The organism is Clostridium sp. YIM B02500 (assembly GCF_022324665.1).
GTDB lineage: Bacteria > Bacillota > Clostridia > Clostridiales > Clostridiaceae > Clostridium > Clostridium beijerinckii.
The window spans coordinates 15,593-29,793 of the sequence record NZ_JAKGTE010000052.1; the positions used below are offsets into that span (position 1 = coordinate 15,593).

The window sequence follows — 14,201 nt, forward strand, 5'->3', positions numbered from 1 at the left end:
TTTTTATAAAAGAATTGCTTATAGAATTAGCTGCCTTGGTATATTGTGATTTAAATTTAGGAAATTAAAATTAAATTTTTATTTTAATAGAAGAATTTAATGAATAATTATCATATTCTAATATATAATAAACAATCTAGATAAGAAAAAGGGGTGCAGCTAAATTGACAAAAATATATGATGTTGTATTAAATGCTCCATTTGGTAGTCAGCAGGGCAGAATTACGTTTGTAATAAATGGTGAATCTTTAACAGGAGCAATTGATGGAATGGGATTTAAAAGCAAATTCAATAACGGAAGAATTCATGGAAACAATTTTGAATTTTCTGGAGAAATAAAAATTCTATTGGCCAAGTTAAAATATTCTGCTAAAGGTATTTTAAATGGTAATCTATTGTCAGCATCTGTTGATACAAAATATGGAACATTCTCTGTAACAGGAAGCCTTATATCTCAATCTTAATGTCAATTTAAACAAGATAAATATAAGAGATAATAAAAATATTTGAAATGCAAAATGATGAAAAATACGTTTAGATAATATAAATCTTTGTTAGACAGTAAATTTATTAAATTAGATTTACTGTCTATATTAATTATTAGGATAATTAGTAGAAGTTGAACTTATATTGAATAAATAGTATTCGGCAATTATTTGAAAAGTGAAAAGTATTATTGCTGTGATTATTTACAAGAGTATAATAATTGGACATAAGCAGATAATAAAAAGGGTTGTAATTATGTAAATATGATAGAAATTAAGAAAAATACTTTTGGTTATATATCGTTTTTAATTATAAAATAAAAGAAATAAAATACAAAAGAAGAAAGGAGAGATATAATGCAAGATATAAAAATGAAATCAGAAACTGGATGGAAATTAGATAATACTTATGCTGATTTGCCAAAAACACTTTTTAGCAAGCAAAATCCAACACCTGTAAAGGCGCCTAAATTAGTTATTCTTAATCAGCCGCTTGCAGAATCATTAGGGCTGAAGGCAGAATTTCTTCACGATAGTGACAATGTAGCAATCTTTGCTGGAAATAAAATAGAAGAAGGCAGTTTACCTATTGCACAAGCTTATGCAGGACATCAATTTGGCTATTTTAATATGTTAGGTGATGGCAGAGCTATATTACTTGGTGAACAAATTACACCAAGTGGTGAAAAAATTGATATTCAGCTAAAGGGATCAGGCAGAACACCGTACTCTAGAGGTGGTGATGGAAGAGCAGCGCTTGGACCAATGTTGCGTGAATATATTATTAGTGAAGCAATGCAAGGTCTTGGAATTCCAACAACTCGGAGTCTAGCAGTAGTGACAACTGGAGAACCTGTAATTAGAGAAAACGTGCTCTCAGGTGCTATTCTAACTCGGGTAGCTTCAAGCCATATTAGAGTTGCTACCTTTCAGTATGCTGCAAAGTGGGGAACTATAGAGGAGCTCAAAGCTCTAGCTGATTATACTATTAAACGTCATTTTTCTGATATTGATAACTTAGAGAATCCTTATATTTTTTTACTCCAAGAAGTTATTAAACGGCAAGCTTCATTGATATCAAAATGGCAATTAGTCGGTTTTATTCATGGAGTTATGAATACTGACAACATGGCTATTAGTGGAGAAACTATAGATTATGGACCTTGTGCCTTTATGGATACATATGATCTGGAAACAGTATTTAGTTCTATTGATAGAGAAGGAAGATATTCATATGGAAATCAACCACCTATAGCTGAATGGAATTTAGCTAGATTTGCTGAAACTTTGTTGCCATTACTTCATAACAATCATGAAAAATCAGTAGAAATTGCACAAAATGAACTTTCAAAGTTTGCGGATTTATATCACGATAATTGGCTTAGAGGAATGATATCAAAACTCGGAATATTCAATAAAGAATCACAAGATGAAGCTCTTATTGAAAATTTGCTAAGTATTATGTATAAATATAAGGCAGATTATACTAATACATTTAGTGCTTTAACTTTAGATAAGTATTCTGATATGGAGTTATTTAAGTCTAAAGAATTTGATAAATGGCATGAATTATGGAATGCAAGATTAAATAGACAGAAGGAATCTAAAGAGTCCTCAAATATGTTGATGAAAAATTCAAATCCTTATGTGATACCACGTAATTATAGAGTTGAGGAAGCATTGGCGGCTGCTGAAGAAGGCGATTATACTGTTATGAATAAACTATTACATGTTTTATCTAATCCTTATGCATATTCAGATAATCAATCTGAATATGCAAAATTGCCTCAAAAATCTTGCGGCTCGTATCGAACTTATTGTGGAACCTAATTTTAAATAATAATATTAATAAATTTTTAATAAAATAAAAAATACCTAAAAAAGGGCGAGACATAATATAGCCCTTTTTTCATTTTGTGGAAATATACATAAATCATTGGGCTTATGTATTTAAGATAATAAAAATATTAGAATTATTATGTAAAACTAAAACTAATTTTAATAAAAAATCATATAAAAAATTTAAAAAGTAATAAAAAAGACATAAAATTTATACGTTTACACTTAACAACTAATGAAATTTATGGTATAATAAAAAACGTATTCTGGAAATTGAAAAGGAGAGATTTGATGTCAAAAAGTTATCAATGGATAAAAGTTGCAAAAAAATCAATCGTTTTTTCTGTAGCTTTGAGTATTTATTTAGGTATTGGAACTGCTTTTTCAGCTAATTTAGCTAAAGCAGCTACGACACAAAATAAAGATATAATCTGCTCAACAACAGCGTACACAGCGGAGTCAGGAAGTGTGACAGCAAGCGGAAAAATAGCAAAGAGAAATGCAAGTGGGATAAGTACAGTAGCAGTGGATCCAAGCGTAATTCCTTTTGGAACATATTTATATATAGAAGGTTATGGATATGCAATAGCTGCAGATAGTGGAAGTGCTATAAAAGGCAATTCTATTGATGTTTATTTTGATAGCGATAGTGAATGTGATAATTGGGGTAGGAAAACTGTTAAGGTTACGGTATTTGGAAAATCCGACAATTAAAGAGAAATGAAAATGTTTAACTAATCTAAATAAGTGTTAAAATAATTGATAATCGCAATTCTAATAATTAAATCCAGGAAGCAATTAATTCAGATTGAGTTAGACAAGCTTGTTTAGAGATCAGTGATACTTAAATTTATAAAGAGAATATTCAATTATTATAATATCTAAAAGGAAGTGTTTCTAAATATAGGGACACTTTTTTTATTGTCTAGGAAAGTATAGAATTTTTTGATTTTGAGAGCCAGTGATACCAATGGTTATAAGGATATTGACCTGTAAAAAATGGTATAAAGAAAGAGCGTGGTGCAGCCACTTTTGTTCTTTGAAAAGAGGAAAATTAATATAGTATTATTGATAAAATATCAATAATATCTTAATTATTTTGAAGGTGTATCAATAAAATGTTCTTTATAAAGATAAAAAATAAAAATAATGCACTATATATTAACTAATTAATAATATGGAGTAATAAGATTGACAAACTAGTAAATAGTTGTTAGTATAAAAGTATTCCTACAAGAATTGTATGAATTAAAAAAAGAATTAAAAGGTGATAATTAAATGAATATTGACTGGAATTTCGTAGTGACTAATTTGCCTTTATATGAGAAAGCTGCATGGCTTACATTAAAGTTAGCTATTGTAGGGATACTTTTATCATTGGTAATAGGATTACTATGCGGAATAATATTATACTTTAAAGTAAGAGTTTTGGATAAAATTGTACAAGCTTACATTGAGCTTTCGAGAAATACTCCACTACTCGTACAGATATTTTTTCTGTATTTTGGTTTGCCTAAATTAGGATTTAAAATGGGTGAAGCTACTTGTGCTATAATTGGTTTAGCATTTCTTGGTGGTAGCTATATGGCTGAAGCTTTTAGAAGCGGAGTTGAAGCTGTAAGCAAAACACAAATTGAATCTGGCATAAGCATTGGTCTTTCAAAGGGCCAACTTATTAGATATGTAATAATTCCACAAGCTTTTTCAGTAAGTATGCCTTCAATAAGTGCAAATTGCATATTTTTATTGAAAGAAACTTCTGTGCTTGGAGCTATATCAATAATGGATCTCACAAATTTAACAAAGGATTTAATAGGAATGTACTATAGAACTTTTGAATCATTATCATTGCTAGTTTTGATTTATCTTATCATGATTCTACCTTTATCATTTCTAATGTCTTGGATAGAAAGGAAGGTTCGATATGCAGAATTCGGCAATTAGTGTTATTTTTCAAGAAAACAATATTAAGCGTTTATTTGAAGGCCTGTTTGTAACAGCAGAAATTGCTTTTATATCTATTATTATAGGATCTATACTAGGAATACTTATAGGTTTGAGTAGGACTACAAAATCGAAGGCGATACTTTTTATTAACAGAGTTTACCTAGAAGCTTTTAGAATAATACCAACATTGGTTTGGTTATTTGTATTCTATTTTGGAGTTACTACAGCATTAAATATAAATCTTAGTGGAGAAGTTGTTTCTGTTATTGTATTCAGTCTTTGGGGAGCGGCAGAAATGGGAGATATAGTAAGAGGATCGCTTCAATCATTACCAAAACATCAGATTGAATCGGGGAAGGCTTTAGGTTTAAATTATTATCAAATATATAGATATGTACTTATGCCTCAAGCTATAAGAAGAATGATACCTGGAACCATCAATTTAGCAACTAGAATGATTAAAACTACTTCGCTTGTAGTTTTAATAGGTGTTATAGATGTAGTTAAGATGGGTCAGCAGATTATTGAAAGTTCAAGATTTCAGTTTCCTACTGCTTCTTTCTGGATTTATGGTTTTATATTCTTCTTGTACTTTATAATATGTTATCCACTATCAAAAATATCGAAAAGACTAGAATCAAAGTGGAATAATTAGGAGGAACATACATGGATAAGAATAATAATCCTGTCTTGCTTGAAATACAGGATGTTCACAAAAAATACGATGAAAAAGAAATATTGAAAGGTATTGACTTAAGCCTTCACAAAGGAGAAGTATTAGTTATTTTAGGACCTTCAGGCTGTGGAAAAAGTACTTTTTTGAGATGTCTTAATGGACTAGAAAAAATTCAAGGTGGAGATATTAAATTTAAGGAACAAAGTTTTACAGATAAAAATGCCGATTGGCAAAAGATTCACGAGAGAATAGGAATGGTTTTTCAAAACTATGAATTATTTCCTCATATGACAGTTATTGAAAACATACTTTTAGGTCCTTTAAAGGTTCAGAAAAGAGAGAAATCTGAGGCACTTGCTCAAGCAGAACAACTTTTAAATAAGGTTGGATTACTTGACAGGAAAGATTCATATCCACGTCAACTTTCGGGGGGCCAAAAGCAAAGAATAGCTATAGTTAGGGCATTATGTATGAATCCAGAAATAATACTTTTTGATGAAGTAACAGCATCTCTTGACCCAGAAATGGTAAGGGAAGTACTAGATGTTATATTAGGCTTAGCTAAGCAAGGCATGACTATGGTAATTGTGACACATGAAATGGGATTTGCCCAATCAGTGGCAGATAGAATAATCTTTATGGATGAGGGCAAAATATGTGAAGAGTCGGGACCAAAAGAATTCTTTACAAATCCAAAGACAGAACGTGCTAAGCACTTTCTAAATATATTTCAATTTTAATTATTAATAGGGGGATGACAAAATATGAAAAGCATAAAAAAAATAGTAGCAGCTTTACTTTTAAGTACTGTAGTAGTTGGAAGTTTTGTTGGCTGTGGTAATTCAGCACAAACTAATAAAGGTGATTCTAATAAAGCAGCGTCTAGCTCTTTAGAAGACATAAAAAAACGTGGAACTATAAAGATTGGCGTGTTTAGTGATAAAGCTCCATTTGGATATGTTGACTCAGAAGGAAAAAACCAAGGATTTGATGTATATGTTGCAAAGAGATTTGCTAAAGATTTACTTGGAGATGAGTCAAAAGTTGAATTTGTTTTAGTTGATGCAGCAAGTAGAGTTTCTTATTTAGAATCTAAAAAAGTTGATATAATTATGGCTAATTTTACTGTTACTGATGAGAGAAAAGAAAAAGTTGATTTTGCAAATCCTTATATGAAAGTATCACTTGGTGTAGTTTCACCAGATGGCGCTAAAATTACTTCAGAAGATCAACTTAAAGGCAAGAAGGTTATTGTAGCTAAGGGAACAACTGCTGAAACTTATATGACTAAAAATCATCCAGACGTTGAACTTGTGAAATATGAACAATATTCAGAAATATTCCAAGCATTAAAAGATAAACGTGGTGACGCTATATTAAGTGATAACACAGAAGTTATTGCATGGGCTAAAGATAATCCTGGATTCTCTGTTGGTATACCATCACTTGGAAGCACAGATACCATTGCTCCAGCTGTTACTAAAGGTAATACAGAACTTAGAGATTGGATTAATACTGAACTTGAAAACTTAGGCAAAGAGAACTTTGTTCACAAAGCTTATGATGAAACATTAAAATCAGTATATGGTGCTGAATTTGAAGATAGCCTTGTAGTTGAAGGTGGAAAAATACAATAAGATTTTTTAAAGGATGAGGATGCAATGCAATCTTCATCCTTTATTTTTATACACCCGAATTATACACTGTAATCAATGTTTAAGAAGTATTATGCTCAGCTAGTATTTTAAAGCGCTTAATTAAAGTTTTATAAGAAAGTTATGGTTTGTAAAGAGAATAAAAAAGAAGATACATTCGCCTGGGATTTTGTTCTTGTTTTGAGGATCTGAATATACGAGTACGAAGTTTGTATTCATGGGCATTAAATCGATTAATATCGATATTTTTTAGGTAGTCAAATGTGTAAGATTATGCTAATATTTAAATATGAATACCTATTTGGGAAAGTTTTTTCTTTTAAGTATAGTTAATAAAAATCCAAATAGATTTTAGTATGAATTTGCTTTCTTTAGAAGTTGTGTTGTAAGCAAACTTATATTTAATTATTTCATTCGGAGGTGTATATGAGAGTTGTTAGTGTTTCCAGCCTAAAGGGAGATGAAATACTAGGAAAACAGATTTTTGATGAATCTGGTAGAATTTTACTTAGCGTTGGAGTGAGGCTGAAACCTTATTATATCGAAAAAATTAAGGAACTTGGTATTTATTCGGTATATATTGATGATGATATATCAAAAAATCTTGATATTGAAGAAAGTATTTCTGATAAGACACGGCAAATGAGCAAACATGCAGTAAAAAAAATGATAGACGGATATTGCCGTGAAGGAAAAACTGATAATAACAGCGTTATGAATTCTGTCAACTCAGTTATTGAAGATATACTATCAAATAAAGATGTTTTAATAAATGTTGCAGAAATAAGTGCTAGTGATAATAATATATATTCTCATTCTGTAAATGTATGCGTATTAGCTACAATAATAGGAACTCATATGGGATACAGCATGTCAAAATTAAAAGATATAGCTGCAGGTGCACTTTTGCATGATATTGGCAAAATAAGAATTATGAACGATAAAAAAATTTCGTCTGAATTTAAAGATGAAAATGAATTCAATAGATATATGGAATTAATGCATTCTAAGATTGGGTATGATTTTCTAGGGGACCAGCATGTTTGGAATGCATATGTTAAAGTGGCTGTTTTAATGCATCATGAAAGAAATGATGGAAGTGGATATCCTTTGCAGCTAAAAGGAGACGAAATAAATGAGTTGGCAAAAATTGTATCGATTTGTGATACGTTTGACAATATGATATCCGGCAGAGAAGAAAATGAACGGAAAACTGTGTATGAAGCAATTGAATATCTAATAGGTATGAGTAATATTTATTTTGATGAAGAAATAGTGAAAAAATTTACTATGAATATAGCAGCTTTTCCTACAGGAAGTGGTGTTATTCTAAATTCAAATGAAAAGGGATTAGTAGTAAAACAAAACAACTCAATGCCAATGCGCCCTGTAGTAAAGGTGTTGTATGATGAAACAGGAAGTTTACTATCTGAACCTTATGAAGTCGATCTACTGAAAGAATTAACCCTTTTTATTACGAAGACTAGTGAAATTTAATTTTAGGAGGATAATATGAAGAATCAAAATAAGGATGAAATAAATATTTATTCTAATGATTTCCTAAAATTAATGAATAGTATTCATGTGAGATTTTTAGAGGTGAATTCTATAAACTATAATGAGTTATTAAGAAAATCATTAGAGGAAATTGGAGAATTTTTTGATTTAGATAGAATATATATATATCATTTTTCTAAAGACCCTACTTTTATGAAAATAGAATGTCAATGGAATAAAAAGTTTATAAAACCAAAAAGGGAAATTATAGAGGATGAAGTAGTTTACGCTTTTCCATGGTTAATCCGTCAAATTAAAAGTAAGGATTTTATTGTTTTAAATAATATAACTGAATTTCCGGTTGATGCAACATTTGAATTAGAAGCTTTTAATATGGAGGGGATAAAATCGTCTCTTATACTTCCATTAAAAGATAAAAACAAATTAATAGGTTTTATAGGATTTGAAACCTTATCGGAATCAATAATATGGCAATCGGAACAGATAAAAATATTAAATAATATTTCAAAGTTTTTAGAATTCATAAAAGCTAGGATTACAAAATTAAAAGAATACGAATCGCTTCTTAATGGTCAGACTATTTTACTTGATAATGCTGCATCGCAGATTTGGGCACTAAGCAATGTTACTTCATATGCAACTGTTAATGAGGCTCATGCAGAATTTTTTGGTAAGAAAAAGAGCGATTTAGAATATAAAGACCTATATGACATATTTGATGTTAATACTGCAAATAAGTTGTCTGAAAATAATTGGGAATTATTTAGGAATGATGAGCCAGCAGAGAAAGAGCTTAAAATTAAGAATTGGAAAGGCGAGGACAGGCTCCTTCAGGTTAAAAGTAAACCTATTAAAGATGAATCAGGTAACATTAAATATCTTGTTTGTACAGCACAGGATATTACGGAGCAAAGAATTGCAGAAGCTGAATTATATAAAGCAAAAGTAGAGGCTGAATCTGCAAATATAGCAAAGAGTCAGTTTCTTGCAAATATGTCACATGAAATAAGAACTCCAATGAATGGAATATTTGGATTTTTAGAATTATTGGAATCGTCAAATCTCTCTCTGGAACAAAAAGAATTTGTACACGAAGCAAAATCTGCTTCAGATATTTTACTAAATATTATTAATGATATATTGGACTTTTCAAAAATTGAGGCTAAAAAATTAGTACTAGAAAAAATAAGCTTTAATTTGAGAACTGTTATAGAAGATGCTGTTTCACTTTTTGTTCCTAAAACCTTGGAAAAAGGAATTCAGCTTTATACAATAATTGATCCAACTATTCCAGATGAGGTTATAGGTGATCCGTCTAGACTTAAGCAAATATTAACTAATCTTTTGAGCAATGGTGTTAAATTTACTGATGCGGGTGAAATTGCAATTAAGGTTGATTATTTTGAGGAAGAAAATGATATCGCACTTCTTACATTTGAAGTGAGGGATACTGGAATTGGAATTAGCGGAAAGGATATACAAAAACTTTTTAAATCTTTTAACCAAGCAGATGCATCTACAACGAGAAAATATGGAGGAACTGGACTTGGACTTTCTATATGCCGAGAACTGGTTAATATGATGGATGGTGAAATAACCGTTGATAGTGTATTAGATAAAGGATCTATTTTTAGATTTTGTGTAAGATTAAAAATATCTAAAAGGGCTTCTGAACATATCTCTATTTTCGAAAAGGTTAATGACGTGAATATTTTGATTGTTGACAATGATGAAAATAGTAGAAAGATTACAAGTTCTTACCTGAAAGGAACTGGATTACATATAATTGAGGTTGATGGTGCTGGTGAAGCAATTTCAACAATTATTTCTAATAATGATACAAAAAATAAAATAAGTATTGTAATCATTGAGTGTGAGATACCAGGAATGAATTGTTATGAACTTGCACGAACGTTAAAAAATATACCAATAGCCAAACATATCAAGTTAATACTGTTAATGTCGAGGTATAAAGGAGACTTTAAGGCAGCAATGGAGTATGGCTTTTCGTCTTATTTGACCAAGCCACTAAAAAGAGATGATTTACTTGATTGTATTGCTGTAAATTTAGGCTTGAAGAAAGAAGATGAAGAACATTTTGAAGACTCAAATAAAAATGTAGTTAAAAACATTTATGATTTATCAGAAATTAGAATTTTACTGGCAGAAGATAATGAAGTTAACAGAAAAATTTTTATAAGCATGCTTAAATCTCGTGGTATTACTTGCGATGTGGCATTAGATGGTAAAGAGGCATTAAGAAAAGTATCGGAAGAAGATTATGATATTGTATTCATGGATTGTCAGATGCCAGTAATGGATGGATATGAAGCTACTGCTGAAATAAGAAGAATTGAAGAAAATAGAAAGCACACAAAAATTGTTGCAGTAACTGCTAATGCAATGGAAGGTGATTCGGAAAAGTGTATTAAATCTGGAATGGATAATTACATTACTAAACCTATTAATTTTGGTATTGTATTTAAGATGATTGAAGAAAGTATCATAGATAAAAAACATAATACTATAGACTATTCAAGAATAATAGATAACTATATTAATGAATTTTCTAGAGATACCGGTCTTGATATAGAAGATGCATTAGAAATATTTGAAGACTACATAAGGTGCTTACCTGATTTGTTAAATGGAATTAATGATGCCATTAATACTAAGGACTTAAAGAAACTAGCAAAGTTTGCTCATGAGTTAAAAGGTTCATCTGGAACACTAAGAATAAATTCTGTTCACGAATTAGCTAAAATGCTTGATAAAAAAGCTTTAGAAGAAAAATTAGATGAATGTAATGAGATTTTTGGGCAAATAAAAGATTTGTTTTATAAAATATAATTTAATAATAGTAGTCAAATTCTGAAAAATGAGGATGAAGGAGTTTTTAATATGAAGAAGATTTTGATAGTTGATGATTCATCGTATATGCGAATGTTTATACGAAAAATTATTCAAAAAAGGGGAACTTATATGATCTTAGAAGCATCAGGTAAAGATGATGCAATAGAAACATATAAGATTGAAAGTCCTGATATTATAATTTTAGATTTAAATATGTCTGAAGTTAGAAAAGATGGCATTGATGTTTTAAGCCAAATAATGAGTATTGATCCTGAAGCAGTAGTAATTATTATATCTGCAGTAGGATATGATGATGTCAAAGATGAATGCTTAGCCTTAGGAGCTAAGAGTTATATAAAGAAGCCATTTGATACTCAAACTTTAATAAAAACACTAGAAGAATACAAATAAAATTTTAATACAAAAATAGAAAAATCGTTATTTATACTGAAAAGATATATATGATTAGTAGATTAGTTGAGATTAAAGAATGCAGTTATTGATAGAAAATGTATTCTTTAATTTTTTATTAATAAGGAATAAATTTAGGTGTTTATAAACAACCTAACATTATATAATTAAATAATTCTAAAAAGTGAATTGGGAATCTTATTTTATTATAATCAATAGAATATGTGTTGTAATAATAAACGTACATTTAAAGATATGGTAAGCTAAGTATTTAACTAATATTAGCATATAGAAAATCAATTGGAATATACTATTATAAATAGCTATAAATTTATTTATTCAAAGTTGATATATTATATAAAATGATAATGAATAGAAGTTGTTTTTTTATTAAAGTAAGAATTTATTCGATATTATTGGAGGATGATTTTATGTTAGATGTTATAATTTACATAATAATAGGTGCTGCAGCAGGTATTTTAAGTGGTTTGTTTGGAATTGGTGGTGGAATCATTATAATTCCTGCATTGATGTATTTAAAAGGATTTTCGCAGCTCACAGCTCAGGGGACATCTCTTGTTGCAATGCTTCCACCTGTTGGATTACTTGCATTCATGGAATATTATAAGAAAGGTAATACAAATATAACTGCTGGTATAATTATTTGTGTTACTATGCTAATTAGTGCAAAATTTGGAGGCCAGCTTGCTAATATTCTTCCAGCAAGTATAATGAAAAAAGCTTTTGGAATATTTATTATTTTGGTTGGAATAAAAACTTTTATAGGTAAATAATGAAAAACAGTTAATTAGTAAAAAATAATAGTCTATATTATTAAAATAACCATTAATTTATTATAAGTTAGTGGTTATTTTTTATATGTTAATAATTTAATTGCTGTATTTTCAATTATAAATAGTCTAAAAACATAGTGCTTAACTTAAGCAAAATATTAACGATTCATCAGGTATCTCTGCATATTGGTGCAGTTTTGATATATTAGATGATAAATTAAGAAAAATAAAAAAGCCCCAATTGGGGTGCTTTAATTAAAGAAAATGAGTGAAAATACAATGGAGGTGATAAATATTTAAATGAATGTGGTTTGGAATATATACCATCATATAGTCACTCAAAGCTATAGATCGAATTAAATTTATTTAAGTGTATGCCTTTCAACAATTTAAATACCATCTAACTAAAGAGCTATTTTTCTAGTATCTTGATTATCTATTGCAGAAATAAGAGTTATTTTTTCGTGTGAAATCAAGATATCAGTGCTTTCAACGCTGGGTTTTTTTACTGTTACTACAAGATTTCTTGGGCCACCTACTGCCTCTATAGCTCTATTTATAAGTTTAATAGTATAAGAAAATACTTCTTTTACATCTTCATTTGACGAAAATACAACTGCATGTCCAGCTTTAAGCATTAGAATGCTGTTTCTAATTATTGTTTCGATAGGATTAGATGCTTCAACAATAACGCCATTTACAGTATAAGAATTATCACCGTTAATTATAGAGAACCTAGATTCAAGATAGTTATCATTTAAACATTTATCTAATGCATTAGTATTATTGTAAAGAATATTACTGTAGGAGCTAGCACCATTCTCTTTACAAGTCATTAAGCTAACTTCTTCTAAGTGCAATTCTAATTCTTTAATTACTGAATCTACTATTTCATTCTTTTTTTGTTCACTGTATTGCTTATATTTTTCACAAGCAACATGAGCTAATTTAATGGCATCTTCCATGGTGTCAAAAACTCCACAATCTCCTTGTCTATCGATTATAACTGCATATTGAATTGGTTTTTTTACTATCATAGTATTTATCCCCCTTATATTTATAGATTTTAATTTTTTACTATGATTTCTACTAACATAGAAGTAGAAGAAGTTAAATAATTAACGTTAATTATTTAACAATAAGATTTAAAAAAATATAAATATTTATATTACTATCTTATTAAGTATTATAACAATATGTTACTAATTATTCAAGTGGTTGTTGTGAATTTTCTGAATTTTATTTTATATTGTTAAAAAACTAGCTAATTATAAGTTCAATTTGAAGAATATGTATAAATTATCATAATAAAAAATAATTATTTAACAATCTTAAAAGTATATATAGATACATAATATAGTTTGTTTTTTTATAGATATTTATTTATATAACATAAGTAATCAATATTTCTACTAAGTAATAATTGACAAAAACATCAAACAATATACAATTATCTTATTAGGATATAGGGGGAATTATAAATGAAAAAAATAGTTAGTAGATTAATATTTGGTTTCGTATTATTTTCAATAATTGGATATAGCGGCATTCCAGAGAAGGTGAAAAATGAATATATTAATAGTAATAAGTATGCAGGAATACATATAAAAGAAATAAAAGAGAGATCAGTTCTAAATAATTCAGGAGAAGAAATAGGAAAAAGAGGAGAAGTTACATATAATCCTGATAAAATAACAGATGAAGCTTTAATAAATTTTTATAATGATAAGATTAAGAACACTGGGTATAACTATTATACCTTAATAAATGAAAAAGATAAAACTCAGGGTATTGTTTCAATTGCATGTGTAAATGTATTAACATATTCAGAAATAGATGACAATGGATATATAGTAAAAGCAAATAAAAATTTTGAAGTCAAATAGGATTGTATAAATTATAACTTTTGACTTCATATATAAGTTAATTAAAAGAAGGCACTAAAATGATTGATCTGACCCCAAAAAGTTAGACAAATTTAACTAAGCTATCATGAAGGATTGAATTCTGTATTGAACAGGAC

Annotated in this window: 13 protein-coding genes; 12 read left to right on the forward strand and 1 reads right to left on the reverse strand. The window is 28.8% G+C overall.

The annotated features are described in order from the left end of the window. Positions 1–164: 164 nt before the first annotated feature. The 11 genes from L1S46_RS24870 to L1S46_RS24920 all read left to right on the forward strand — a co-directional run bounded on the left by L1S46_RS24870 (position 165) and on the right by L1S46_RS24920 (position 12,178). Entirely contained in the window at positions 165–464 is a 300-nt protein-coding gene (locus tag L1S46_RS24870; RefSeq protein WP_012058718.1) for a hypothetical protein, read from the forward strand. 378 nt (positions 465–842) lie between these two features. Beyond that, complete coding sequence (locus L1S46_RS24875) at positions 843–2,315, forward strand: YdiU family protein (protein WP_238901266.1); 1,473 nt, start codon at positions 843–845, stop codon at positions 2,313–2,315. Positions 2,316–2,615: 300 nt separating this feature from the next. Further along, the gene (locus L1S46_RS24880) at positions 2,616–3,038 is read left to right on the forward strand and encodes a 3D domain-containing protein (protein WP_041897086.1); all 423 of its coding nucleotides are present in this window, start codon (positions 2,616–2,618) and stop codon (positions 3,036–3,038) included. A 564-nt stretch (positions 3,039–3,602) separates the two neighbouring features. Continuing rightward, positions 3,603–4,268: an amino acid ABC transporter permease gene (locus L1S46_RS24885; RefSeq protein WP_012058721.1), complete on the forward strand. Its 666-nt coding sequence runs from the start codon at positions 3,603–3,605 to the stop codon at positions 4,266–4,268. Then, a complete protein-coding gene (locus L1S46_RS24890; protein ID WP_012058722.1) occupies positions 4,249–4,926 on the forward strand; it encodes an amino acid ABC transporter permease in 678 nt (225 codons plus the stop codon). Before L1S46_RS24885 ends, L1S46_RS24890 begins: the two co-directional genes overlap by 20 nt. Positions 4,927–4,937: 11 nt before the next feature. After that, entirely contained in the window at positions 4,938–5,687 is a 750-nt protein-coding gene (locus L1S46_RS24895) for an amino acid ABC transporter ATP-binding protein (RefSeq protein WP_039770893.1), read from the forward strand. A 24-nt stretch (positions 5,688–5,711) separates the two neighbouring features. Beyond that, a complete protein-coding gene (locus L1S46_RS24900; protein ID WP_017211655.1) occupies positions 5,712–6,584 on the forward strand; it encodes a cysteine ABC transporter substrate-binding protein in 873 nt (290 codons plus the stop codon). Positions 6,585–7,028: 444 nt separating this feature from the next. Beyond that, on the forward strand, positions 7,029–8,099 hold the full coding sequence (locus tag L1S46_RS24905; RefSeq protein ID WP_238901267.1) for an HD domain-containing phosphohydrolase: 1,071 nt from the start codon (positions 7,029–7,031) through the stop codon (positions 8,097–8,099). 15 nt (positions 8,100–8,114) lie between these two features. After that, positions 8,115–10,970, forward strand: a complete 2,856-nt coding sequence (locus L1S46_RS24910; RefSeq protein WP_238901268.1) for a response regulator — start codon at positions 8,115–8,117, stop codon at positions 10,968–10,970. Between the two features lie 51 nt (positions 10,971–11,021). Beyond that, positions 11,022–11,384, forward strand: a complete 363-nt coding sequence (locus tag L1S46_RS24915; RefSeq protein ID WP_012058727.1) for a response regulator — start codon at positions 11,022–11,024, stop codon at positions 11,382–11,384. Between the two features lie 431 nt (positions 11,385–11,815). Further along, positions 11,816–12,178 carry a TSUP family transporter gene (locus L1S46_RS24920; RefSeq protein WP_077306819.1) on the forward strand — a complete coding sequence of 121 codons (363 nt, stop codon included), beginning with the start codon at positions 11,816–11,818 and terminating at the stop codon, positions 12,176–12,178. Between the two features lie 404 nt (positions 12,179–12,582). On the opposite strand, the gene L1S46_RS24925 is transcribed toward L1S46_RS24920, so the two are convergent. Then, on the reverse strand, positions 12,583–13,215 hold the full coding sequence (locus L1S46_RS24925) for an aldehyde dehydrogenase family protein (protein WP_236898128.1): 633 nt from the start codon (positions 13,213–13,215) through the stop codon (positions 12,583–12,585). Positions 13,216–13,659: 444 nt separating this feature from the next. Here L1S46_RS24925 and L1S46_RS24930 point away from each other — a divergent pair, with 444 nt between their 5' ends. Continuing rightward, positions 13,660–14,064, forward strand: a complete 405-nt coding sequence (locus L1S46_RS24930; RefSeq protein WP_017211650.1) for a hypothetical protein — start codon at positions 13,660–13,662, stop codon at positions 14,062–14,064. Positions 14,065–14,201: the final 137 nt, after the last annotated feature.

Coding starts and splice junctions, on each gene's coding strand:
- L1S46_RS24875 (WP_238901266.1), top strand. CDS start 843: ATGCAAGATATAAAAATGAAATCAGAAACTGGATGGAAATTAGATAAT.
- L1S46_RS24930 (WP_017211650.1), top strand. CDS start 13,660: ATGAAAAAAATAGTTAGTAGATTAATATTTGGTTTCGTATTATTTTCA.
- L1S46_RS24880 (WP_041897086.1), top strand. CDS start 2,616: ATGTCAAAAAGTTATCAATGGATAAAAGTTGCAAAAAAATCAATCGTT.
- L1S46_RS24925 (WP_236898128.1), bottom strand. CDS start 13,215: ATGATAGTAAAAAAACCAATTCAATATGCAGTTATAATCGATAGACAA.
- L1S46_RS24905 (WP_238901267.1), top strand. CDS start 7,029: ATGAGAGTTGTTAGTGTTTCCAGCCTAAAGGGAGATGAAATACTAGGA.
- L1S46_RS24915 (WP_012058727.1), top strand. CDS start 11,022: ATGAAGAAGATTTTGATAGTTGATGATTCATCGTATATGCGAATGTTT.
- L1S46_RS24900 (WP_017211655.1), top strand. CDS start 5,712: ATGAAAAGCATAAAAAAAATAGTAGCAGCTTTACTTTTAAGTACTGTA.
- L1S46_RS24885 (WP_012058721.1), top strand. CDS start 3,603: ATGAATATTGACTGGAATTTCGTAGTGACTAATTTGCCTTTATATGAG.
- L1S46_RS24920 (WP_077306819.1), top strand. CDS start 11,816: ATGTTAGATGTTATAATTTACATAATAATAGGTGCTGCAGCAGGTATT.
- L1S46_RS24890 (WP_012058722.1), top strand. CDS start 4,249: ATGCAGAATTCGGCAATTAGTGTTATTTTTCAAGAAAACAATATTAAG.
- L1S46_RS24910 (WP_238901268.1), top strand. CDS start 8,115: ATGAAGAATCAAAATAAGGATGAAATAAATATTTATTCTAATGATTTC.
- L1S46_RS24895 (WP_039770893.1), top strand. CDS start 4,938: ATGGATAAGAATAATAATCCTGTCTTGCTTGAAATACAGGATGTTCAC.